The following is a 22,599-nucleotide window of genomic DNA, read 5'->3' on the forward strand; positions in this document are numbered from 1 at the left end:
CTGCTCCTACCGTTTCTGAGCGCCATGGGTGTGCCCTGCCTGGGTGTGCCCTTCCAGATAGGCATGGCGGGCCCCAGTATCGCCGATGCTGATGGGCGGGCGCGTGAATGGCACATTGTAAAGTTCGACGAGATCGACGTACTGGGCGTAGGCGCCCGGGAAGCCGACCATGCGCCAGCCCACCATCTCACGGTTGCCGCCATAAACCGGGTCGGCAAAAAAGCCTTCGACCGTGTTGGCGAGCAGCGTCTCGAAGAAGACAGGAGATGGCATGGAAGGGAGCTGAATGGAGCCGCTCTCAAGACCCGAGAGCACCTCGTCCATCACTGGCGCATTCAGGTCCCAGAACTCGCGTCCGCCATAGTTCGCCGTGACATGTGCACGAACTTCCGCGATCCCGATCCGGTACAGCTGCGCCGGCGTGTAACGCAGCTGATAGCCCTGCTGCGGCGGTGCATCGGGAATCCACGGCCCTTTGAGATACATCCGCGCGCCCGCGCCATAGGCGGCGGCGAGCTGGCGGTCGATGAAGTTCAGCACTCCGGCCCATGCCGCTCCGGGCCACTCGGGCTCGGCCGGGATCAGGCGCTCGACGGCGGCTTCGATGAACCGGGCCTCCTCATCGTTCAGGAAGAAGAGCACCCCTCTCTCGACCGGCGCTCCCGGCACGTATGCAGGCGGCTGGCCCACCGCCGGCGGCAGGTTCGCCTGAGCGACCTGCTGGTGCGCTGCTTCGGTGGAGGCGGTCTCCGGCACGGTCGCCGCTACGCCGGCGACACCGGCGGCCTTGAGGAGATCACGGCGAGAGAGTTTCTCGGTCACTAGGCTGTTCCCCTTGTTCAATCTTTCAATGAGACCCAAAGGCACGCCTGGTACGCAGCAGGCGTATCCTTGTAGGGATCGCACAGGCTGGGATTCGGCAAAGGAGGCACCTGGATCTGCCCTGGCGCATTGCCACTGTTGCTCTTCGGACCACTGGTGCCTGTGGTCGACCCGTTCGTTGTCCCTGCACCCACCTGCGCAGCCTGTACCTTTGGTTTTCCGACCTCGGACTGTTGAGCCGTAGAGCTGTTGTCATTGGACCGGTTGCCGCTTCTGTTGGAGGAATCTTGAGCGAGAGCGGGCATCGCGGCGGCAGTGCTTAAGGCAAGGAAGGCCATGACCAGGGAGTGGCGTGCGACGTTCATAGCTATCTCCCCACAGGAGGCGCTGAGATTCGAGGGAGTGGTACGATTGGAGCCGCAGCTTCGACCTGTTCGGGAGTCACGGAGCGCGGGCGGATCGCGGCGTAGTACTGGGAGACCGCGTGGATTTCTTCATCGGTCAGACGCTTGGCAATGTTCTCCATGAGACCGAAGCCATCGCCTTTGCGCTCTCCGGTCTTCCAGGCCCTCAACTGCGCTTCAAGGTAGGCGGCGTTCTGTCCGGCCAAGTAAGGATAGGTCGGCGGCAGGCCGAAGCCGTCTGGTCCATGGCAGTTGATGCAGCCCTGCACCCCCCGTGGAGCATGCCCGACCGCCGCAATGGCAGCCCCATACTGAAGCACCGAAGGGTCGGCCTGTGGGCTTGGGCCATAGGGGGCATCCTTCTGGGCTGCATAATAGGCCGAGACATCCCGCATCTGCTGATCCGAGAGCGCCTTGGCAATGGGAGTCATGATCGGGCTCTGGCGGGCGCCTGAGGCGTAGTCCTGCAGGCTGTCATAAAGATACTTGTAGACCTGATCCGTCAGGCGGGGGAATGCGGCAGCCGCATCGCCTTTGCCGTCCATCCCGTGACACTGGAAACATGCGCCGGCCGGCGGTGTGACCGCGTTATTGCCCTGACCCGGCTGGGCGGCAAAGGCACCGACCACGACCGCTCGACCCCGCTCCACATCGGCCGTTCCGGCATCGTAGGCCATCACGCTGGTGGCGCGCCCGTCCTGGGCCTGGACCGAGGCCAGGGCCAAGCCGAACAGGGGAAGGGCAACGAGGATTGGAAACGGGCGCAGGGCGGGCAACGGAAGCCTCTTAAGGTCAAGCCTTCCGGTGAGAACGGTCCGCCGCAAACCCACGTTCCTTCGAGCGGCAGCGGGAAAGGGTGGTTCTGTACGCTAGCGAACGAAGTTGAGCTGCAAAGATCCTCTAGGGCGCCCTGATCCCTATCCGGCGCAGCCAGTCGGAGAAGCTTCTCGACGGAGGGGGAGGGGTGCGGGCGAGGAGAATGGCTCCCTCTTTCGTCTTGCGGATCTGCAGGGTGCGGGTGTGGAACTCCTCCAGGCCCGGCCTGTGCCCGATGGACAGCACGGAGGCGCCTGCCAGTTCGTTCTCGAACAGGGACAGCATGGAGGCCTGGTTGTCGTCGTCGAGAGCCGACGTGGCCTCGTCCATGAAGATCCAGCGCGGCTTGTGCAGAATGACGCGGGCGAAGGCGACCCGCTGCTGCTGGCCCAGCGACAGGGACTGGTCCCATCGCCTGTTCTCATCGATAGCCGCAAGGAAATCGCCGAGGCCGCAGCGCTCGAGGGCCGCCGTGACCTCATCATTGGTGAAGGCATCCGGCGCGGCAGGATAGCACAAGGCGGCACGCAGCGTTCCGAGCGGAAGATAGGGACGCTGCGGCAGGAACATCATCTGGTCGCCCGGAGGAATCTGGATCTGGCCCGAACCCCAGGGCCAGAGACCTGCGATGGCGCGAAAGAGCGTGCTCTTCCCCGAGCCGGACTCGCCGACGATGAGCACGCGCTCGCCGATTTCGACATCGGCAGTCGCATTTTCAAGAATGATGCTGCCGTCGCTGAGGGCAATCGACAGGTTATCGAACCGCAGCCAGCCCTTGGGGTGGGGCGTGACCTCGATCCTGCGATTCTCCTCGATGGTGCGGTCGAGGTCCAGGGCCGCCTGCCGGAAGGTGGCGATGCGCAGAAGCGCAGAGCGCCAGTCGGCGATCTTGGGAAAGTTGTCGACGAAGTACCGCAACGAGCCCTGAACCATGCCGAAGGCCCCGACCACCATCATCATCTCGCCGAAGCTGAGGCGCCCTGCAAAGTAGCCCGGCGCGGCAGCGAGGATCGGCACCACGATGGCGAGCCACCCGTATCCCGACGTGATCCACGTCAGGCGGGCGAGGGCGCCGGACAATCTGCGCGTCGCCAGGAGAACCGTGTCGACGGCGAGATTGAGGCTGCGCCGCTCGTCCTGCTCGCCGTTGTAGAGGGCAACGCTCTCGGAGCTCTCGTTCACGCGGACGAGGGCAAACCGCAGGTCGGCCTCCCGTGCGTATCGGATCGTGTTCAGGCGGATGAGGGGGCGCCCGACAAGCCAGGTCAGTCCGGACCCGATGCTCGCATATCCGATGGCAATCCAGACCATGTAGCCGGGAATGACGATTTCCTCGCCCTTGTACTCGAAACTCGCATAGGAGGAGAGCGTCCAGAGAACCCCGATGAAGCTGACGAGCATCAGGAACGCCTGCAGCATTCCGACACCGAGTTCCGTCGTGAACTCGGAAAAGAGCCGGCAGTCTTCCTGCATTCTCTGGTCGGGCTGCGCCCCTGCAAGACCCACATGGCTCAGCTGGTAGGCCCGGTTGGGCTTCAGCCAGGAATCGAGAAGAACGTGGGTCAGGCGCTCGCGCAGGCGGATCTTCAGACGCTCCTGGAGCCAGGTCTGGGCGACCACCATGACGAGAAGAAACGCGATGATGCCGAGAAACACGACCAGCTGCCACAGGAAGGCCGTCGAGTTGCGCTTTTCCACGGCGTCGAAGAAGGCGCCGTTCCAGGCATTGAGGCGCACCTGCCCGATCATGTTGCCGATGAGGATGACGAGGATCGCCAGCGAAAGGCGGATGATGGGCCATCCCTTTCCCTTCTCGAACATGTTTCGCAGCAGCACGTAAAATTCATGGATCGCGTTCTCGGATCTGTTCTCCCGTGTGGGCGCAGACCCGCGCCGCGTGCCGATCTCCGGACCCATGCTGCTGGGGCGGGGGAATGTTCCCTGAAGCTCAGATCCGACCGAACTGGCGGGCCGTTGGGATCCGAGGGATGTAGAATCTGTCATGATGGCATCACGGCGCTACGGGTATTCGCCTCCCTTTTGAACAAAGGTTCAAGCGTGCGCGGCAGGCGAAGTTCCAGCGCAGGGTCACTGCAGCGCAGTGCCAGCAACACCACAAATGCACTAAGTCCTATCTTCGTGCGATCCCGCACCAAATTCCTGGGCTGCCCTGGCAGGATGTCGGAACGGGTCGCGGGTGCAGCCGTTCCTAGGCCAACGTCTATTCTGGTGGCTCGGAGCCAAGGCTATCCCAGGACGAGGAGGCCCGCCAACACGACGAGGAGAAGGCCAAGAGCGCCGCTCGGCCAGAGACCCCAGGTGCGGCTGTAGGGCCAGACCGGAACGGTGGCGATGATGAACAGGACGACGATACCGATCAAAATCGCGCTGTTGGGCATGCAATACTCCCTCTCCCGGCGGATGCGCTCCACTGAGTCAATGTTGCGGCTGGACGGACGGTCAATGCCGGCAGTGCCCGACTGTTCCGAGGCACCGGAACTGCGTGGGCGGCCTCTCATCCTGAGGTAGCGGCGTGTGACGGTTTTTCCGTCCAAGGACATCCCGGGCCCGGAAAGGCTCTCAATCGATCAAGCGAACGTGAAAGGAGACCGAGCATGAGACCCTGGCTGATGCTGGCTGCCGCTCTGGTAGTCATGATCATTCTGCTGATCATCTCCCCCACGGCCTTTCCCGCTCAGGGGGCGCTCTAGGATGCTCGAACGCATATGTTCCGCCGTCGGCGCCGTCTCGGGACGCTGCCGGGCAGGACATGCAATGAGGCGCAGCCCCCGCCGTCAGGAGTTCGGCGTCAAGAAGTAGAGCGCAACCAGCCCGCACGCGAATACGACGATCGCAGTCAGCGAGTCGTATCCCATGCGCAGGATCGTTCTGTTCTTCCGCTCAAGCAGCCCGAGGATGAAGATGCCGGTGAGAACGAGCGCGAGAAGCGACGCGACGGCCTCGAAAGGACCCGCCTCGCGCAGAACAGGGCCGCCGGTATAGGCGACGTCGGCCAGGAAGATGAGTGCGATGTTGAAGAGGTTCGTACCGAAGATGTCTCCCATCGCCAGCTCGTAGCGCTTATGGCGCAGCGCAGCGACGATGGAGCTGAGTTCCGGGAGCGAGGTGGCGAACCCGATCAGGACGAGGCCGACGAGGCCGGCGCCGATCCCGGTCTTCTGTGCAAGTGCATCGGCCGTCTGCGAGAGAAAGAAACCGGCGACTACGATGACCGCTGCGGCGACCGCCGTCTTGACGGTGAGTTGTTGCAGCGATGAGGATTTCGCCGAATCCGTGGTGTCCTGTTTCCGCTCTCGCTTCTCTGCGCCGACTACAGTCCAGACGTGCCGGTGCTCATATCCGGATGCCAGCCAGATCGACCCGATGCAAAGCAGCAGCAGGAGGCAGGATCCGAGGCCGACATGCGCAACGCCGATATCGCCGGCGACGATGATGGCAGATAGTACGGCCAGCAGGATAATGCCGAGGACACCCTGAAGAAGAGTGGCTGGCTTTGCAACTGCTGTCGTGAGAGCTTCGCGTCCCAGTACCGCATCCGCGATGGCGAGCAGGAGAACGTTGATTGCGGCCGAGCCGAGCAGATTGTTGACGGCCAGGGCTGCGTTGCCGGTATAGGCCGAAGTCGTCACTGTGGATATTTCCGCCAGGGACGTGATGCCGCCAAGAAGGAGCATGCCTGTGAAAGCCTGTCCCAGGCCGGTTTTCTGTGCGATCCCGTCGACATAGCCGGCAAGCCGCGTCCCCGCAGCCCAGACTGCAGCGGCACTTACGGCAAACAGCAGAAGGTTCACCGAAATCGACCAATTGGCAAAGGCGAGCATGCCTTGGAACGGCTCTCATGATGGGCAGGTTCCCTTGGAGGAGCCGCTAAACGAAGCTCGGAGACGCTCTACCCGCTCGGACATTCCGGTCAGCAGGGATTGGTGCGTCAGTGTACAATGTCGAGGCTTGGCAGGGTTTCCTTGCTTCTCACATTGTGCCTGAATTTCCCTATCGATCCTGACGGATCCCGGTCACCGAGGAGCGGCGTGATGCAAGTTCAGAACGAGGCCCAGCTATTGATCCTGGAGACGAGCGACCTTGAAAAGGAGCTTCAGGATACCCTTGGGGCCCTGAAGGAGATCGAACGCTGGTATGACTGGGAGCACACGCTCATCCAATCTCATCCCACTCTGGTGAGGCAGAGAATGGAGGCGGACCTGGAGGAGCGCCGCCGTCAGAACCGCGAACCGTATGTCCAGCACCTGGCGCAGGTTTATCAGGTCCTGAACTCAAGGAGAATGTTCGAGGGAAGCAACCTCCTGTCAACAGGCGTACAAGCCAATCTCAGCCGGCATCGGGAGCGCCCTCGGCATTACCACTGAGGTCCATTCTCCCAACAGAACGGCCGACGGCGATCGTGCATTCCAAGTTCGGGCCTAGGGCAAAGCCGCCTTCGCCGCCTAGACGATGAAGAAATCCTTGTGCGTGATCGCAAGATCCTTGGAGAGCTTCGCGACCATTTTCTGGGACGCACCACCCGTTCCATCGGGATCGTAGTAGAGATAGCCGGTCTCGTCGTTGTATATGACGCGATCGTCCCGATCATGCGCGGCCGATCCGGTCCAGAAGGCCTTGGCCTTGAGGCCGCCTTTCAGGCCCGCCTTGGTGAAGACTGACTTGTCAAGATGGATGCTGTCGTATCTCACGGAGAAATCGGTGATCGTGTCCCTGTTGGATGATGTTGGGGAAACGTCGAAGACAAACCTGTCGCTGCCGCCCCCGCCCGTGAGAGTATCCTTGCCGACCTGCCCCATGAGATAGTCGTGTCCTGATCCTCCGATCAGCTTGTCGTTTCCTCGACCGCCATGAAGGTGGTCGTTGCCGTTTCCACCGCTTATGTAATCGTTGCCGCCATAACCTTTCAACTGATCACGTCCGGACCCGCCCAGGAGACGGTCCCGTCCCGAGTTTCCCAGAAGCCAGTCGTTTCCGGTGCCGCCGCTGATCGTCGTCGCTCCATAGTTGAAACGCGTGGAGGTCAGGTCGACCAGATCGTTTCCTGCGCCGACGTTGATCCGCGTGACATTCGTCAGGCGGGGGGTGTCGAAGCCTGTCTTGTCCAGAAAGATGAGATCGATATCCGATGTTCCGAAAAGCGTGTAGACATCGAGGCCATCACCCCAAGCAGCGATGTTGTTGATGCCCCATACTTGGCCGCCCATTGACTTGATCGGGCGGTCGCCTGGGCTTCCGACATCTGCCCATGAATCGACGATGAATGTTCCGGTCCAATTGAGATACTGCATGGCGCCAGCCTCGATATGAATTGAGCCAAGTTGTTTGGCGAGACGATAAAGCTCAACGATCATCAAGCTCGAATGCTTTGGCTTCGGCCTGAATATTCGACGTAGGTTAGGCTGCTGCGTGCTAGTAAGATATACCTCTTAGTGGAGGTTATCCGATAGATCTGACGATACCTCTATTGATAGCTGGAGTTGACCTGGCGCGCCTGCATGGGCGGGCGCCATATGAACAGCTGAAGCGGTGGGGACGGCGACCTCGGCCTTCATACGAATCCTGCTGGCTGATACAGGTTCATTTTTGCGGTAAGAGGTGCCTCTGGAGGGGTACTGGCAAAGCTCTATGTCACAGCCGCCGCTCGCGCCAGGCGAACTCCTCGCTCATTCCTGGCCTTTGGAGTGATCCTTCGCCGGTTGCGCCCCATAATCGGGCAGACGCTTCCGTTCGGCAGGCGAGGGTGTGATGCTGCCGGGCTGTGGCTTGTTCTCACAGCCGTTGAACACCCCGGTCTGGACGCTCGACGCGGCCTCCCATTGAGTTCTGCACGCCTTGCCGGAGCGGGGGCTGGACCTATAAGAGTCTAGCTCCTCTCTGTATCGCTTCACGAAGCTGGAAAGCCGGGTCTGAGTCGAAGTGGTGTCAGAATACCATACTTAAGCTTCAAGGGACCCCGATGGCATTGGTCAAGACGTCCGAACTTGCGGGCAAGGGCAACTCACGTCCGGTCGGCGATGAAGCCGCCAATGCCAGTATGAATCCTTCACCCCCCAGGGGGACGGCCTCCCAGCGGCGGACCCTGGAGCGTGTCAGGGCCCGGCAGCAGAAGGCTGCCGAGCGCATTGGCGCGGCTACGGAGGAACTGGCGAGCGGAGTGGCCGAGGCTTCGTCCGCAGCCGAGGAACTGCGGCGCTCCATGGAGCAGATCGCCAGCGGAGCCGAGGAGGCTGCCGGCGCTTCCCAGCAGTCGCTCTCGGCCATCATGAGCCTGAGCGCCTCGTTTGCCGAGGCGCGAACGCATGCAGAGGCGACCCGCAGCAAGACAACCGGCCTTCAGAGCCTCTTGATCGAGACGGGTGCCCAGATCGATGCTTCCGTAACCGCCGTGGAGACCAACGCGGCTCGCCAGCGGGCGATGGTCGAGATCGTCTCGCTCCTCGAGAAGCAGGCAGCCGAGATCGGCGAGATCACCCGCGTGGTCGGGGACATTTCCGATCAGACCAATCTTCTGGCGCTCAATGCCGCCATCGAGGCGGCGCGCGCCGGAGAGAGCGGGCGTGGCTTTGCCGTTGTGGCCGATGAGGTCCGGGCTCTCGCCGGCACGTCGGAGAAGAGCGCGCAGGACATTCAGGTCCTGGCGGAGGGGATCGTCAGCGAGGTCCGGTCCGTCGCGGAGCGGATCAGGGCATCAGCCGAGACCGCCTCCGGCGAGGCCCGGATCGGCCGCACCGTCGTCGCGGCCCTGGACAAGATCCGGGTCGATATGTCCCTCCTGGCCGAAGGAAGCCAGGCCATTCTCTTGGCGGCCGTCGAGGCCGAAGCGGCCATCCGTGAGGCGCAGCGCGGGGCGGAGCAGGTGGCCAGTGCCGCCGAGGAGCAGGCGGCCGCCGCCGCCGAGGCTCAGCGGGCCGTCCAGCAGCAGAGCACATCGCTCGATCAGAGCCAGCAGACCGCGCAGGCCTTGGCTGCCCTGGCGGACGATCTTCAGGGTGGCGCGGCCGGAGCTGCCAGTGCCGAGCAGGTCGGGTCGGCGGCCGAGGAGCTGTCTGCAGCCATTCAGGAACTCTCGGGCGCTGCCGGCGAGATCATGACGGCCGTCGACCAGATCAGCAGGGGCGCCCAGATGCAGGCTGCGGCCACGCAGCAGGCCAATGTGGCAATGGAGCAGATCGAGCGGGCGACCGCGGCGTCGCGGGACGCGGCGAGCGCTGCCGTCGAGCGCATCGAAACACTGGCGGCCAATCTCCAGGACAATCGCACCGCGACGATGCGGCTGGCCTCGGGCGTCGAGGAGGGCTTGCGCGAGACGCAGGCCGTGATCGGCCTGATGAGCGGCCTGGACGAATCCGGCCGCCGCATCGAAAAGATCGTCGATGGGATCGCCCTCGTAGCGGTTCAGACCAACATGCTGGCCGTGAGCGGCTCCATCGAAGCCGCCCGAACCGGCGAGGCAGGGCGCGGCTTTGCCATCGTGTCCGGCGATATCCGCAACCTGGCGCGGGATGCGTCCGAGAATGCCGACCGGATCAAGGATGTGGTGCGCCAGATCCGCGATCAGGTCACCATCGTCCGGCGGGACCTGGAGCAGAGCGCCGCCATTGCGCAGGCGGAGGTTGCCAAGAACACCCTGACGGCGGAGCGTCTGGGCACCGTGGAGGCCGACGTGCAGGCGATCCGTCAGGGAAGCACCGCCGTCCTGTCGGGCTCCGAGACGATTCTCACGGCAGTGCGCGAGGTCCGGCTCGGCACCCAACAGGTTGCTGCCGTGGCCGAGCAGGCCGGCAGCGCCGCCGCGCAGGCCACCATCGCGGCGCGCCAGCAGGCCCGGGGAGCCGAGGATCTGGCCGCCGCCATTGAGGAGATCGCCTCCCTGGCCGACGAACTTCAGATGACGGAGTCTTAAGGCCATGACCGAGGCGGCCTCTGCGGCTGTCGTCCAGTCGTTCCTGACGGTTCAGGTCGGCGATGAGCGCTTCGCCCTGCCGGCATCCGACGTGGCCGAGGTGATCCGTCCCCAGGCCGTGACGCGCGTTCCCCTCGGGCCTTCAAGCCTGCTCGGGGTGACCAACCTGCGAGGCGCGGTGATGCCCGTGGTGTCGCTGCATCGGCTTCTCGGGAGTGAGGGGAGCCCTTCGTCGAATGCGCGCGTGGTGGTGATCGACCGCGGCACCCCGGTCGGTCTCATGATCGACAGGGTGACCTCGCTCGGGGAGACGGGCGCCGATACCGGCGCGGGCACGCCTGCGCGGATGATCGATCTAGACGCGCTGCTGGCCAAGGACTTCGGGCGCTTCACCCGTCGGGCACAGCACCGGCAGGTCCAGACTGTCGCCGGCGGACAGGATCGAACCGCCGCGGAGCAGAACCAGGTTGCGCTCGTGTGCTTTGCCCTGGCCGGGCAGGACTTCGCCCTGCCCCTCGCATCCGTTCGCGAGGTGGTGGCCCTGCCGGAAGGTGTCGCCGTCGTCCCGCAGACAGATTCCGTCATGCTGGGCGTGACGTCCCTGCGCGGCCACCTGCTGCCGCTGGTCTCCCTGCGCGCGCTCCTCGGGCTCCGGGCCGGCGGGCAGGACGGTGACCGGTCCCGCGTGGTGGTGGCGCGGATCGGCCATGCACTTGTGGGTCTTGCCGTCGACGCCATGAAGGAAATCCTTCGTCTTCCCGACAGCGCCATCGATCCCGTGCCGGCGATCCTGACACGAGGCAGTGCGGAGGCCCAGATCCAGGGCATCTGCCGTCTCGAAGGCGGACGGCGCCTGGTTTCGGTGTTGTCGACGGACCACCTTTTCAGGGATCAGGCGCTGATCGAGCAGATCACGTCGCAAACGGAGATGAGCCGCGACATGGACACATCGGATGACCCTTCAGCGGGCGACGAGCAGTTCATCGTGTTCCAACTGGGCGGCGAGGAATACGGGCTGCCCATCGGGGCCGTCGATGAAGTGGTGCGCGTGCCTGACACCCTGACGCGGCTCCCCAAGGCGCCCGCCTTCATCGAGGGCGTCATGAACCTGCGGGGCCGCGTCGTTCCCGTGATCGACCAGCGGCGCCGCTTCAAGTTCGAAGGGCGGGGAGAACGGCGGCGGGAGCGCGTCGTCGTCGTCAGGATCGACCAAATGCAGGCCGGCTTCGTCGTCGACACCGTGTCGGAGGTTCTCAGCATCCCCCAAAGCCAGCTTCGCCCGACGCCCGATCTGGCCGCGGACGGGAACCAAGTCATCGACCGCATCGCGAATATCGAGGTCGAGGGGCGCATGATCCTCCTGCTCGATCCACGCGAGCTGCTGGACAGGGCGGAGAAGGACCTGCTCGCAGCCATGGGCGAGGGTCATCCGGAGCGGTCGTCTTCGTGATCCGGCTGCTCATCGTCGACGATTCTCCCCTGATGCGCCGCCTTCTCGGCGGCGTCTTCACGGCCGAGGGAGATTTCGAGATCGCCTTTGCCCGCAACGGCACCGAGGCACTGGAGCAGCTGCAGGCCTTCAAGCCGCATGTGATCACGCTCGATGTGAACATGCCCGAGATGGATGGCCTCGCCTGCCTCGACCGCATCATGCTGGAGCGCCCGTGCCCTGTGGTGATGGTTTCCTCTCTCACGGAGGCGGGCGCGAGCGTGACCCTCGAGGCGTTCGAGCTCGGAGCCGTCGATTTCATCACGAAGCCCGACCGGGCCATTTCGCTGGAAATGGAGACGCTTGCCCCCAGGCTCGTCGAGACGGTTCGCGCCGCATCGCAGGCCCGTCTGCCCAGCAGCCTGAGGCTGGCCGAACGGGTTCGGTTGCGCAGCGGCCTGGCGCAGCCGTCATCTGCCGTGGCGCCGCGACGGCGTGCGCCCGCCCCGCCGAGACGGCGGATCAAGGCTGCGCCGGCCCATGGTATCGTGCTGATTGGCGTCTCCACCGGAGGTCCTCCGGCGCTGGACACGGTGCTGTCACGACTGCCGGCCGACTTTCCGTGGCCGATCGTCGTGGCGCAGCACATGCCGGGCTCCTTCACCGGTCCCTTGGCCCGCAGGCTCGACAAGCTGTGCGCTCTCACCGTGGTGGAAGCCGCGCTGCCGATGCCGCTGGCCTCCGGCCATGTCTACATCGGCAAGGGCGATGCCGACGTCATCGTCAGCCAGCGGCCGGATGGACCTGTCGTCATGGCCGCGCCCTCGCTGCCGGAGCACCGCTGGCACCCGAGCGTCGACCGGCTGGTGGACAGCGCCATGCAGCACTTCGCGCCCGAACGCCTGGTCGGGGTCATGATGACCGGGATGGGCAGCGACGGAGCCGAGGCCATGACACGGCTGAAGCAGCAGGGTGGCCGCACCATTGCCGAAGCCGAGGAGAGCGCCGTCGTGTGGGGCATGCCCGGCGAACTGGTTCGACGCGGCGGCGCACAGGTCGTCGCGCCCCTGGAACAGATTGCCGACCGGATCATGGACATGGTGGAGCGCGCATGAGCAAGACGCGCAAGGCCCAGGCGATGTCCGCCGATGACATTCGGCGCCTCGGCGCGTTCCTCCACCGTCGCACCGGCATGATCTTCGGTGAAGCCAAACGCTACTACATCGAAAGGCGCATCGCGGACCGCATGGCTGCGACGGGAATGCGCACCTTCAATGCCTACTTCGCGCATATCGAGGCCGATGGTGTCGAAGTCGAGCAGCTGATCAATCTCTTCACGGTGAATGAAACCTATTTCTACCGTGAGGAGCACCAGCTGAGTTGCCTGAGCCGCTCGCTGCTGCCGGAGATCGTGCAGGGCAGAAAGCCGGGCGATCTCGTGCGGATCTGGTCAGTCCCGTGCTCGACGGGCGAGGAGCCCTATTCCATCGCGATCTGGCTGCTCGAAAACTGGCCCATGGTCGACGCCTACAACATCGAGATCGTCGGCTCGGATATCGACACGCAGGTTCTGCTGGACGCTCAGGCAGGAGACTATGGAGAACGTGCTCTTTCGCGCCTGCCATCCGACGCGGTCGAGCGCTACTTCGAACCGGTTCATGAAGGTCATCGCAGGCTGATCCAGGATCTGAGGGAATCGGTGAAGTTCACGTCGGCCAATCTCGTCGACTCCGCCTCCGTTGCCGCGCAGGGCCGTTTCGATGTCATCTTCTGCCGCAACGTTCTCATCTATTTCGACGACTCCTCCCGACTCCTTGCCGTCGACAATCTTTACGATTCCCTTCACCCGGGAGGCTATATCTGTCTCGGCCATACCGAGTCGATGACCCGGATCTCGAAGCGCTTCGACCTGCGCCGTTTCGAGGACGCGATTGTCTATCAACGGCCCGGGAGAGACCGCGATGGATGATCTTCTCCAGCATTTCATCGTCGAGGCCCATGAGCTGATCCAGCAGGCGACGGACGACCTCCTGGCCTTGGAGCGCGATCCTAAAGCCGCCGCGCCCATGGACAGCGCCTTCCGGGCCGTTCACACCCTCAAAGGGTCCGTCGGACTGTTCGACTTCGCCCCCATGGGGATCGCACTCCACGCTGCCGAGGACCTGCTGGGGGCCCTCAAGGAGAAGCGAGCCAGCATCGACGCCCATGTGATCGACAGCCTGCTCGCCTGCATCGATCAGACGGAGCGGTGGGTTGCCGCGATCGAACAGACAGGACAGCTGCCGCCGGATTCCGCGGAGGAAGGTTACCGCCTGGCGCGGAGTCTGCGCTCCCAGCTGGACGAGGATCCCGCACAAGCGGCGGATGCGGTCCCTCAGGCCGATCTCGACTGGGTCGAGCCGCTGCTGGCCCAGAACCGCAATGCTTCAAATCTGAAGGCGCGGAACGCCCCGTTGGTGGCGATCAGGTACACGCCGCGCGCCGATTGCTTTTTTACCGGCGACGACCCGATTGCGCTCCTGCGCTCGGTTCCCGACCTCGTGGCCATCCAGCTGTCGAACCGGGACCCTTGGCCGCCTGCGGCGGAGATCGACCCGTTCTCCTGCAATATGAGGATCGAGGCGCTCTCCGGTGCCGAACTCGACAGGGTCAAAGCCGTCTTCCGGTTTGTCCCGGACCAGGTAACCCTTCACGCAATCGCCCACACGGCCGAGGGGCAGGCGCCAGGCGCGGTACTCGGCGGTGGGGGCGCCGGCATCGCGGTGGGAGCCACCGGAGGAGCGGGCGCACGGACGCTTCGCGTCGATGCCGCGCGGATAGACCGGCTGGCGGATCTCATCGGTGAAATGGTCATCGCCAAGAACGCGCTGGCGCATCTGGCGGAGCAGTTCGACGAGGGGCTGGACCGGAAGCACGTTGCGCAGGGCCTGGTGTCGAGCCAGGCGGCCATCGAGCGCCTCGTGGCAGAGCTGCACGGCGCCGTGATGGATGTTCGCATGATGCCGATGCGAGACATCTTCCGACGCTTTCCGCGTGCCGTACGTGAGGCCGCAGGCCAGCTGAGTAAGGCGATCGATTTCTCCGTCGAAGGCGAGGAGGTCGAGGCCGACAAGGCCGTCGTGGAAGGCCTCTTCGAGCCTCTGCTCCACCTCCTGCGCAATGCCGTCGGCCATGGCGCCGAACCTGAGCATCTGCGTCTCGAGGCGGGAAAGCCTGCGAAAACCAGGATCGTGCTCAGGGCCCGGCGCGACGGCGACCGGGTCACGGTCGAGGTCGAGGACGACGGACGCGGCATCGATCCGGCAACGATCCGGAGGGTGGCCCGCGAACGCGGGGTGGCTTCAGCCGAAGCGCTGGATCGCATGAGCGATGCCGAGGCGATCGACCTGATCTTCGCTCCGGGCTTCTCGACCGCCTCGGAGGTGACCGGCCTGTCGGGTCGGGGGGTCGGCATGGATGCCGTACGCTCCGCGGTGGAGCGCCTGGGCGGCCACGCCAGCGTTCGGAGCCTCCAGGGCCGTGGCACGGCGATCCGCCTGTCCCTCCCGCTGACGGTTGTCATGACGAAGGTCATGGCCGTCCGACTGGGCCGTGAGCTCTACGGCATCCCCCTCGACGGCGTTCTCGAGACCGCCCTCGTGCCGGCCCACCGGGTCCTTCCGGTCCGGGATGCCGAAGCCTTCGTTCTGCGCGACAGGACGCTTCCTCTGGTGCGGCTTGCCGATCTCCTGGAGATGCCGCGCCCGCCCGAGCCCCCTCAGAGCCTGAAGGTCGTGGTGATGGCGGTCGGCGACGAGCTGGTCGGGATCGCGGTGGATGGATTTGCCGAGCGAATGGACGTTCTGATGCGGCCCATGGGCGGCATTCTCGCCGGCATGCCCGGCATCATGGGAACGACCCTGCTCGGGGACGGCAGCGTCCTCATGATCCTGGATATCCCGGAGCTGATCGGATGAGCGTGCGTTTGGAGGGGGATATTGTTCTTCTGGAAGGGCCATGCCGCGTCGAGGACGCGGAGCCGCTGCTCAGGTTGCTCCAGGCCGACAGGGGGCGGACAGTCGATCTGACCGGCGCCGAGCATCTCCACGCTGCCGTTGTTCAGGTCCTGATGGCCCTGCGCCCGGCCATCCGGGGAACGGCCGGGGATGCCTTCCTCCGAGACTGGATCGCCCCGGCATTGGCGGGAGAAAACCCTTCGGAATCAGGGCTGCAGGATGCCTGAGGAGTTGTCATTCCGCCCGCATACTCTAAAAGACACCTATAACCTTTTTCTCCGAGTCGGATCCGGTCATCCCGGCAGTCTGTCCCCCCAGCGGAGTACCTGAGTGGCCACAACGGTTCTGATCGTCGACGACAGCAAGCTTGCCCGCATCGTCGCAGCCAAGGCTTTGGCCGCGCTCCAGCCCGAATGGGACAGGATCGAGGCCGGTAATGCCCAGGAAGCCCTCACAGTCCTGAGCGAGCGGAAGATCGATGTGGCCATGATCGACTTCAACATGCCGGAGAAGGACGGGCTCGAACTGGCCGGAGAGATCCGCGCCAGCCACCCGACGATGCCGATTGCGGTCATCACGGCCAATATCCAGGACGAGGTGATCGCTCGGGCGCGCCAGGTGAACGCCACCTTCGTCAGCAAGCCCCTGACCGAGGAGGGGCTGAGAGGATTCATTTCCGGGGCGGCCCTGCGTCTGCGATCGAGCGCGGCGTAACGGACAGTGACTTGCAGGCACCGAGCGACACGTCGCGGCCGAGGTGGAAGATGATGGCGTCAACGATCTCGGAAGTGCTCAACGAGCTGGAGCTCGATGCTCTGACGGAACTCGTGAACATCGGCGTCAGCCGCGCCGCCTTCAGCCTTCGCGAGATGGTCGGCGAGCAGGTTCACCTGTCCGTGCCGGCGGTCGATCTCGTGCATCGCACGCGGGCCATCGAGATCCTCGAGGGGCGCGAGTCCGGCCCGCTCGTGGCCGTTCATCAGGTCTTCGAGGGCGACATCATGGGCCGCGCCCTGCTGATCTTCCCCGAGACCAAGAGCCTCGAACTCGTCAGGGCCGTGACAGGCGGAGAACTCTCCCTCGAAGATATCATCGAGCTTGAGCAGGAGGCCTTGGCCGAGACCGGCAACATTCTGCTGAACGGCTGCCTCGGCACGATCGCCAACATGCTCCACCGCAGCCTGAGGATGTCCCTGCCGGAGATCATCAGGGGAAAGGGACCCGAGCTCTTCAATCTTGCGCCTCCCCCCGAGGCTGCCGACGTGGTCATGTTCCTCTATATCAACTTCACGGTCCGGCAACGGGACATCAGCGGCTACATCGTCATGCTGATGGACATCCCTTCCCTGGCCGTGCTCAAGAGCCTGCTCGGCGAATTCATCGAGCGGGCAACCGACGGCATGGCATCCTGATCATATGCATCAGCTTGAAGATGAACTTCTATCGTCGGTCTTCGACGCCGTAGATACGGGCCTCATCGTTCTTGATGGCAGCATGCGGGTGGTCGCCTGGAACGCGTGGTTCGTCTCGGCCAGCGGGATCGCCTCCCAGGATGCTGTCGGAAGACAGCTGGACGAGCTGTTTCCCGGGGCGGTGTCGCCGGGGCTCAGATCTGCCATCACGGACACTTTGGAAGCGGGCTCCTCAAGGCTTCTGACCCATTCCCTGCACCCGTTCGTCCTGCCGCTGCAGACCCGCTCCGGCCGCCAGCTCATCCACAATGTCTCCGTGCGCCCGCTCGGTACGCGCCCCGATCTGCGGTGCCTCGTGCAGATCGTCGACGTCACGGTGGCCGTTCAGCGCGAACAGGTTCTGCGCGAGCGGCAGAACGCACGCTACGACGCCGTCGTGAACAGCGCTCCGGATGCCATCCTCACCCTCGACTCGCAGGGCGTGATTCAGCTTGCCAACCCCGCAGCCGCAAGCGAGTTCGGCTATGCGCTCAGGGAGCTTGTCGGCATGCAGATGGCCGCTCTCCTGAACGTGCCGGAGACCTGGAACGAGCTTTGGACAAGCCTCCTCGAAGGCACCGTCATGCACCGCTCCGTGGAGGTCACGGCCAGGCGCAAGGACGGCTCCGTCAGTTTCCTGGAGGTTTCCGCCGCACGGTGGCAGAGCGACATGCGCGTCTTCGTGACGTTCATTCTGCGCAATGTGAATGAGCGCCGGGCGGCCGAGGAAGCGCTGCGGGACCTGAACCAGACCCTGGAGGAGCGTGTCGACGAGCGGACGCAGGAGCTGCTGAGAGCCGAAGAGCAGCTTCGTCAGGCTCAGAAGATGGAGGCGGTCGGTCAGCTGACAGGCGGCATCGCCCATGACTTCAACAATCTCCTTGCGGGCATCGTCGGCTCCCTCGACTTGATGCAGACCCGCATCGCGCAGGGGCGCACCGAGCATGTCGAGCGCTATGCCAAGGCCGCGATGAGCTCGGCCCAGCGTGCGGCCGCGCTCACCCACCGCCTGCTCGCCTTTGCACGCCGGCAGCCGCTCGATCCGAAGCCGGTTAATGCCAACCAGCTCATCGCCTCCATGGAGGACCTGCTCCGCCGCACCATCGGACCGATGCATGCCCTGGAGATCGTCACGGCGGGCGGCCTGTGGACGACCCTGTGCGATCCCAACCAGCTCGAGAGCGCCATCCTGAACCTTGCCATCAATGCGCGCGATGCCATGCCGGAGGGCGGCAAGCTCACCATCGAGACGGCCAACGCCCATCTCGACGACGCCTATGGGGCGGCCCACATCGACGTCACGCCGGGGCAGTACGTGTCGATCTGCATCACGGATACCGGAGCGGGCATGACGCCCGACGTGGTCGAGCGCGTTTTCGAGCCCTTCTTCACCACCAAGCCCATTGGCCAGGGGACGGGGCTGGGTCTCTCGATGGTCTACGGTTTCGCCAAGCAATCCGAGGGACATGTCAAAATCTACTCGGAGGTGGGCCAGGGCACGACGATCAGGATCTACCTGCCGCGCCACCGCGGCGTCGCCCAGGAGGAGCCTTCCACGATCTCCCCTGCCGAGATGTCGCGCGCCGAGGCAGGCGAGACGGTTCTGGTGGTGGAAGACGAGCCGGTCATTCGCAACCTGATCGTCGAGGTGCTCCAGGAACTGGGCTACCGCGCTCTGGAAGCGTCGGACGGGCCTGCCGGTCTCAAGGTCCTGCAGTCGGGACAGCGAATCGACCTGCTCGTCACCGATGTCGGCTTGCCTGGCATCAACGGGCGACAGATCGCGGATGCGGCACGAGAAACCCGCCCCGGCCTGAAGGTGCTCTTCATCACCGGCTATGCGGAGAACGCGACGCTGGCGAACGGCTTCCTCGACCCGGGGATGGAGATGATCACCAAGCCCTTCGCCGTCGAGGCGCTGGCAACTCGGATCACAAGGATGATTCAGGGCGCTCGGTAAGCAAAGCGCGGGACGCTTGCATCTTCGCTCCCCTGTGGGCCAGCAGCTGCAATTCCGTTATCTGCCGAGAGCGCTCAGGCCTCCCTGCCGGTTTCCGCCAGAAGCGCGATCTTCAGTTCCCGGAAGGCCCGCTGGAATCGCGAGGTCCGCTGCTCTTCAAGCATCGTCTCAAGCTCATGCCCAAGTTCGCGCAGGCGGCGGTCGCCCAGACGCTGGGCCTCGATGAACATCGAGTGCTCCTCCGAGGAGGCGTGATGGTCGACGGCCTTGTGAAGAGCCCGCAGGTGCTCTTCGAACGCGGGGCTGGAGGTCGGCAGCTTCAGCGTCGCGGCCAGCAGATCCGCCAGTTGCTGGTGCTCCGCATAGGCCACCGAGACATCCTCGCTGACCGGGCGGACCGCCGGATAGAAGATCTCATCCTCGATGTGCTCATGAATCTCGAGTTCGGACGCAAGTGTCCGCATCAGGTCGCGGCGCTGCGGATCATCCGGCGACATGTTTTCGATCCGCCGGAACATGCGTCGCAGCAACTCGTGATGCTCGAAGAGCACCTCGTCCGCCTTCCGGCCCAGGGGAGCATCTGCCCGCGGGGCTTGTTCCATCTCTGCCGCGTGCTCGATGTCCTCCGGCGTCACTGCCTCGGCGCCGGGCTCCTGCCGCCGCCTGATTTCAATAACGCCACTGCGCAGGCGCACATCGTAGATCGGCTGCGGGCAGGTCGATGGGCCGTCGAGGGGCTGACCTGTCTCAAGGTCGTAGCGGGAGCCGTGCCAGGGGCACACGAGGCCGCCCCGCAGAAGCCAGCCTTCGTCCAAGGGGCCGCCCATGTGCGAGCAGCGGGCGCCCATGGCGAAGATGCGTCCGTGCTGCCGCACGAGGGCGACGGGAATGTGCGCCCGCTCCACCTCGTCCCAGACCTCCACTTTGCGCGGCTGCCCCTCCTTGAGATCGGCCGCAGGCAGAACAGGCTCGAAGCCGCGCGGTTCGACGCTGCGGTCGGCCTGATCGACCCCTTGCCGGAGGCGATAGACGAGATGTCCGCCGAGATAGGCCCCCACGAACATCACGCCCCAGGCTGTGGCGCTTGCGAGGCGTCCCTCGCGGCGTCGGCCACGCCGGCGCAGGGCGGTCGAGGTGAGCTGAAGGCCGAGCGCCGCGCTGTTGACGAGCGCATGGGCGAGGCCCACCCGGCGCGGGCGTCCGTGCGTCTGCTGCCAGTCCACCAACCCAGTGGCCGCCGCCGCAACCGCGCCGGCGGCGCCAGCCTGCACGGCTATATCGGCCGCCCTGCCATAGGCACGGCCATGTTCCGTTCCGAGGGCCTCGAGGGCGTCGAGCCCGAGGGCCAGCGTCCAGGTTCCAATCGGCAGCGTGACGAGCATCGGGTGCACGGGGTGCCCGAACCAGGTGCCATGCAGCGCGTTGCGAACTCGCTTGCCCGGCGTCCCGGCGAGGCGCTGCGGCAGGGCAACGGCATTGGCGAGCTGGAAGGCCGGCCCGTCGAGCCACTCCGCCGCCTCGATCCGGCCGATGGCGGCCCCCGTCACGCTGGAAGGTTTCATCTCATCCGGCCCTCCTGGTGCACCATGCGGCGGGCGGAGGGTTCCGCACCTTGTGGCAAGGCCTAGCTGCCGTTAAGCAGACAATCGACTCGGGCAGGTTTGGTTCGGTGCGTCGTCTGCTGTTTGCCTGTTTGCGGGCGGCCCTTTCGGGTGAGCGCATCCGGCAGTCCAGAAGAGCCCTCAGCCGCTTCTCCCCGGTCGTTCCGACGAGCTGACACTATCGGCAGGTGCACCGGATTCCGCTCACGGTCAGCTGCGGGGGCAAGTCTTCAGGGTGTTGTGGAACTGCTGCCCTATGGCTTCGAAACCTTACACCCAAAGGAGTAAGATGGCGGAGAGGGGGAGATTCGAACTCCCGATACGGTTGCCCGTATGCCGCATTTCGAGTGCGGTGCATTCAACCACTCTGCCACCTCTCCGGAGGGCGGGGGCCTTGGCCCCGCTGGTTGAGGCCGGGTGGATATCATGGGCTTGGCGGGTCTTCAAGCGCCAAAAGCAAGGTTTTTGATTGACAAAGACAGGGGCCGACCGTAGATAGGCGTCCTCTATGAGCGGGCACGAGTGCCTGCGCATATTCATGCGGCAGCTCAAGCTGCCGTGAACCGAAGCCGGAAACTGCCAAAAAGCCAATCCGGCGGGGGTGTCCCCGCTGAGAATTGGGTTTGAACACGAGGATCAAGATGTTCGCAGTGATCAAGACCGGCGGCAAGCAGTATCGCGTTGCCGCCAATGACGTCATCACCGTCGCCACGCTCGCAGGCGAGCCGGGCTCCGCCGTTACCTTCGACCAGGTTCTCATGGTCACGAACGACGGCAAGACCCAGGTGGGCGCCCCCCTCATGCAGGGCGTGACCGTGGCAGGCGAAGTGGTGGAACACACCCGTGGCGAGAAGGTCATCTCCTTCAAGAAGCGCCGCCGTCAGAATTCGCGCCGCAAGCGCGGGCATCGCCAGGACTACACCGTGGTTCGGATCACCGAGATCCGCGCGTAAGGTTTTAGGCGAGAGCCGGTCAGCGGCTCAAGTTTGGTAGAACACAAGGCAGCGGCCGAAGAGGCTGCGCCGGCCCCGCCGAAGGGCAGGGCTTAGTCAAGGAACACGGGAGTTACCCATGGCTCATAAAAAAGCAGGCGGTTCGTCTCGCAACGGTCGCGACTCCGCGGGCCGTCGTCTGGGCGTCAAGCGTTTCGGCGATCAGCAGGTTGTCGCCGGCAACATCATTATTCGTCAGCGCGGCACCAAATGGCATGCCGGCGCGAATGTCGGCATGGGCAAAGACCACACCCTCTTTGCCACGGCCAATGGCCGAGTCCGATTCCTGACGCGTCAAGGCCGAGCCTTTGTATCGGTCGTACCGGCCCAAGAGGCCGCAGAGTAAACGGCGAGAGCGAAACGAAGGAGCTCCCGCCGGCATCACACCGACCCGGCGGATGAAGAGCTCCAGACAGGCCCCTAAAAGGCCAAGCTCCAATCCGAAATCGACAGGGGAGGTGGGATGTCCACCTCCCCTTCGTGTTTTCCAGGGCCCAAGGAGGGCCCAACGGATCGGAGCAAGACGATGTTTCCCGACCTCACCCGTGACGATGTTTTCCGCCTCGAGACCCGCCGCCTGTGGCTGCGCTGGGCCCGTCTCGCGGATGCCCAAGCCATCGTACGCCTTGCCGGTGAAAAAGCGGTCGCGGAGATGACGGCGCGAATTCCGCATCCGTATCACCCGGACGCCGCCGAGCGGTTCATCTTCCAGTCCCGGCGGTCCAATGCGGACGGCCAGGGCCTGCAGCTCGCCATCACGCCGGTGGCTAAGCCCAACAGTCTGATCGGCATGGTGGGCATCGGGCCCGATCCGGAGACCGGCAAGCCCAACCTGGGCTATTGGCTCGGCACCCCCTACTGGGGCAAGGGCTATGCCACGGAAGCCGTCCGTGCCCTGATCGATGCCTTCTTCGCCTATGGCGACGGCGACGAGATCACCGCCTGCGCCCGGGTCATCAATCCGGGCTCCCGGCGGGTGCTGGAGAAGTGCGGCTTTGCCTATCAGGGCGCCGGGCTCTCCGAGCTGCCCGCCCGGTGCGGCCTCTATCCGGTGGATCACTTCCGGCTCGACCGGCGCACCTGGGAGAGCCTGAAGGCCTGGGGCCACACGGGCCTCGTGCGTGAGCCTCTCATGCTCGAGGTCGAGGTGGAGCGGTCGATCTCCCTCGCCAGCTGACACCGGAGCGCTCCCGAAAAGCTTTTCG

The 22,599-nt window shown here is 64.5% G+C and carries 21 protein-coding genes and 1 tRNA gene; 13 read left to right on the forward strand and 9 right to left on the reverse strand.

Annotated features, from left to right (window positions below):
• Positions 1-6 precede the first annotated feature (6 nt).
• From JAO75_RS16530 to JAO75_RS16555, 6 genes are all read right to left on the reverse strand, one after another.
• The gene (locus JAO75_RS16530; protein ID WP_199050239.1) at positions 7-822 is read right to left on the reverse strand and encodes a gluconate 2-dehydrogenase subunit 3 family protein; all 816 of its coding nucleotides are present in this window, start codon (positions 820-822) and stop codon (positions 7-9) included.
• 17 nt (positions 823-839) lie between these two features.
• Positions 840-1,187, reverse strand: a complete 348-nt coding sequence (locus JAO75_RS16535) for a hypothetical protein (RefSeq protein WP_199050240.1) — start codon at positions 1,185-1,187, stop codon at positions 840-842.
• A 2-nt stretch (positions 1,188-1,189) separates the two neighbouring features.
• On the reverse strand, positions 1,190-2,002 hold the full coding sequence (locus JAO75_RS16540) for a c-type cytochrome (protein WP_199050241.1): 813 nt from the start codon (positions 2,000-2,002) through the stop codon (positions 1,190-1,192).
• A gap of 124 nt (positions 2,003-2,126) precedes the next feature.
• On the reverse strand, positions 2,127-3,878 hold the full coding sequence (locus JAO75_RS16545) for an SbmA/BacA-like family transporter (RefSeq protein ID WP_199050242.1): 1,752 nt from the start codon (positions 3,876-3,878) through the stop codon (positions 2,127-2,129).
• Positions 3,879-4,288: 410 nt separating this feature from the next.
• On the reverse strand, positions 4,289-4,441 hold the full coding sequence (locus JAO75_RS16550; protein ID WP_199050243.1) for a DUF3309 family protein: 153 nt from the start codon (positions 4,439-4,441) through the stop codon (positions 4,289-4,291).
• 396 nt (positions 4,442-4,837) lie between these two features.
• Positions 4,838-5,884, reverse strand: a complete 1,047-nt coding sequence (locus JAO75_RS16555) for a sodium:calcium antiporter (protein ID WP_199050244.1) — start codon at positions 5,882-5,884, stop codon at positions 4,838-4,840.
• Positions 5,885-6,094: 210 nt separating this feature from the next.
• Between JAO75_RS16555 and JAO75_RS16560 the strand changes: the two genes are divergently transcribed.
• The gene (locus tag JAO75_RS16560) at positions 6,095-6,427 is read left to right on the forward strand and encodes a hypothetical protein (RefSeq protein WP_199050245.1); all 333 of its coding nucleotides are present in this window, start codon (positions 6,095-6,097) and stop codon (positions 6,425-6,427) included.
• Between the two features lie 78 nt (positions 6,428-6,505).
• On the opposite strand, the gene JAO75_RS16565 is transcribed toward JAO75_RS16560, so the two are convergent.
• Complete coding sequence (locus JAO75_RS16565) at positions 6,506-7,414, reverse strand: calcium-binding protein (protein WP_281433524.1); 909 nt, start codon at positions 7,412-7,414, stop codon at positions 6,506-6,508.
• A gap of 605 nt (positions 7,415-8,019) precedes the next feature.
• On the opposite strand from JAO75_RS16565, the gene JAO75_RS16570 reads away from it, so the two are divergent.
• The 9 genes from JAO75_RS16570 (at position 8,020) to JAO75_RS16610 (ending at position 18,801) form a co-directional block, all read left to right on the forward strand.
• Complete coding sequence (locus JAO75_RS16570) at positions 8,020-9,966, forward strand: methyl-accepting chemotaxis protein (protein WP_199050247.1); 1,947 nt, start codon at positions 8,020-8,022, stop codon at positions 9,964-9,966.
• 4 nt (positions 9,967-9,970) lie between these two features.
• The gene (locus JAO75_RS16575) at positions 9,971-11,416 is read left to right on the forward strand and encodes a chemotaxis protein CheW (protein ID WP_199050248.1); all 1,446 of its coding nucleotides are present in this window, start codon (positions 9,971-9,973) and stop codon (positions 11,414-11,416) included.
• Complete coding sequence (cheB, locus tag JAO75_RS16580; protein WP_199050249.1) at positions 11,413-12,510, forward strand: chemotaxis-specific protein-glutamate methyltransferase CheB; 1,098 nt, start codon at positions 11,413-11,415, stop codon at positions 12,508-12,510. Before JAO75_RS16575 ends, cheB begins: the two co-directional genes overlap by 4 nt.
• Positions 12,507-13,364, forward strand: a complete 858-nt coding sequence (locus JAO75_RS16585; RefSeq protein ID WP_246742566.1) for a CheR family methyltransferase — start codon at positions 12,507-12,509, stop codon at positions 13,362-13,364. Before cheB ends, JAO75_RS16585 begins: the two co-directional genes overlap by 4 nt.
• The gene (locus tag JAO75_RS16590; RefSeq protein ID WP_199050250.1) at positions 13,357-15,351 is read left to right on the forward strand and encodes a chemotaxis protein CheA; all 1,995 of its coding nucleotides are present in this window, start codon (positions 13,357-13,359) and stop codon (positions 15,349-15,351) included. The genes JAO75_RS16585 and JAO75_RS16590 overlap by 8 nt, the downstream gene beginning before the upstream one ends.
• On the forward strand, positions 15,348-15,617 hold the full coding sequence (locus tag JAO75_RS16595) for a hypothetical protein (RefSeq protein ID WP_199050251.1): 270 nt from the start codon (positions 15,348-15,350) through the stop codon (positions 15,615-15,617). Before JAO75_RS16590 ends, JAO75_RS16595 begins: the two co-directional genes overlap by 4 nt.
• Positions 15,618-15,720: 103 nt before the next feature.
• Positions 15,721-16,104 (forward strand): response regulator, encoded by a 384-nt coding sequence (locus JAO75_RS16600; RefSeq protein WP_199050252.1) that lies wholly within the window; start codon positions 15,721-15,723, stop codon positions 16,102-16,104.
• A gap of 50 nt (positions 16,105-16,154) precedes the next feature.
• The gene (locus JAO75_RS16605) at positions 16,155-16,802 is read left to right on the forward strand and encodes a chemotaxis protein CheX (RefSeq protein WP_199050253.1); all 648 of its coding nucleotides are present in this window, start codon (positions 16,155-16,157) and stop codon (positions 16,800-16,802) included.
• 4 nt (positions 16,803-16,806) lie between these two features.
• Entirely contained in the window at positions 16,807-18,801 is a 1,995-nt protein-coding gene (locus JAO75_RS16610) for a hybrid sensor histidine kinase/response regulator (protein WP_199050254.1), read from the forward strand.
• Positions 18,802-18,875: 74 nt separating this feature from the next.
• Here the strand turns inward: JAO75_RS16610 and JAO75_RS16615 are convergent, their stop codons facing one another.
• A complete protein-coding gene (locus tag JAO75_RS16615; RefSeq protein WP_199050255.1) occupies positions 18,876-20,363 on the reverse strand; it encodes a DUF2231 domain-containing protein in 1,488 nt (495 codons plus the stop codon).
• Between the two features lie 329 nt (positions 20,364-20,692).
• Positions 20,693-20,782 (reverse strand) — tRNA-Ser (locus JAO75_RS16620).
• A 261-nt stretch (positions 20,783-21,043) separates the two neighbouring features.
• On the opposite strand from JAO75_RS16620, the gene rplU reads away from it, so the two are divergent.
• From rplU to JAO75_RS16635, 3 genes are all read left to right on the forward strand, one after another.
• On the forward strand, positions 21,044-21,355 hold the full coding sequence (rplU, locus tag JAO75_RS16625; protein ID WP_199050256.1) for a 50S ribosomal protein L21: 312 nt from the start codon (positions 21,044-21,046) through the stop codon (positions 21,353-21,355).
• 118 nt (positions 21,356-21,473) lie between these two features.
• Entirely contained in the window at positions 21,474-21,740 is a 267-nt protein-coding gene (rpmA, locus tag JAO75_RS16630; protein WP_036355650.1) for a 50S ribosomal protein L27, read from the forward strand.
• Positions 21,741-21,920: 180 nt separating this feature from the next.
• A complete protein-coding gene (locus JAO75_RS16635) occupies positions 21,921-22,571 on the forward strand; it encodes a GNAT family N-acetyltransferase (RefSeq protein WP_199050257.1) in 651 nt (216 codons plus the stop codon).
• Positions 22,572-22,599 lie beyond the last annotated feature (28 nt).

This window comes from Microvirga splendida (assembly GCF_016427565.1).
Lineage (GTDB): Bacteria > Pseudomonadota > Alphaproteobacteria > Rhizobiales > Beijerinckiaceae > Microvirga > Microvirga splendida.

Bases quoted from the DNA above. Each gene is read 5' to 3' on its own strand.
- JAO75_RS16560 (WP_199050245.1), top strand. From the start codon at position 6,095: ATGCAAGTTCAGAACGAGGCCCAGCTATTGATCCTGGAGACGAGCGAC.
- JAO75_RS16575 (WP_199050248.1), top strand. From the start codon at position 9,971: ATGACCGAGGCGGCCTCTGCGGCTGTCGTCCAGTCGTTCCTGACGGTT.
- JAO75_RS16585 (WP_246742566.1), top strand. From the start codon at position 12,507: ATGAGCAAGACGCGCAAGGCCCAGGCGATGTCCGCCGATGACATTCGG.
- JAO75_RS16570 (WP_199050247.1), top strand. From the start codon at position 8,020: ATGGCATTGGTCAAGACGTCCGAACTTGCGGGCAAGGGCAACTCACGT.
- JAO75_RS16635 (WP_199050257.1), top strand. From the start codon at position 21,921: ATGTTTCCCGACCTCACCCGTGACGATGTTTTCCGCCTCGAGACCCGC.
- JAO75_RS16550 (WP_199050243.1), bottom strand. From the start codon at position 4,441: ATGCCCAACAGCGCGATTTTGATCGGTATCGTCGTCCTGTTCATCATC.
- rpmA (WP_036355650.1), top strand. From the start codon at position 21,474: ATGGCTCATAAAAAAGCAGGCGGTTCGTCTCGCAACGGTCGCGACTCC.
- JAO75_RS16590 (WP_199050250.1), top strand. From the start codon at position 13,357: ATGGATGATCTTCTCCAGCATTTCATCGTCGAGGCCCATGAGCTGATC.
- JAO75_RS16610 (WP_199050254.1), top strand. From the start codon at position 16,807: ATGCATCAGCTTGAAGATGAACTTCTATCGTCGGTCTTCGACGCCGTA.
- rplU (WP_199050256.1), top strand. From the start codon at position 21,044: ATGTTCGCAGTGATCAAGACCGGCGGCAAGCAGTATCGCGTTGCCGCC.
- JAO75_RS16535 (WP_199050240.1), bottom strand. From the start codon at position 1,187: ATGAACGTCGCACGCCACTCCCTGGTCATGGCCTTCCTTGCCTTAAGC.
- JAO75_RS16565 (WP_281433524.1), bottom strand. From the start codon at position 7,414: ATGATCGTTGAGCTTTATCGTCTCGCCAAACAACTTGGCTCAATTCAT.
- JAO75_RS16605 (WP_199050253.1), top strand. From the start codon at position 16,155: ATGATGGCGTCAACGATCTCGGAAGTGCTCAACGAGCTGGAGCTCGAT.
- JAO75_RS16595 (WP_199050251.1), top strand. From the start codon at position 15,348: ATGAGCGTGCGTTTGGAGGGGGATATTGTTCTTCTGGAAGGGCCATGC.
- JAO75_RS16555 (WP_199050244.1), bottom strand. From the start codon at position 5,884: ATGCTCGCCTTTGCCAATTGGTCGATTTCGGTGAACCTTCTGCTGTTT.
- JAO75_RS16615 (WP_199050255.1), bottom strand. From the start codon at position 20,363: ATGAAACCTTCCAGCGTGACGGGGGCCGCCATCGGCCGGATCGAGGCG.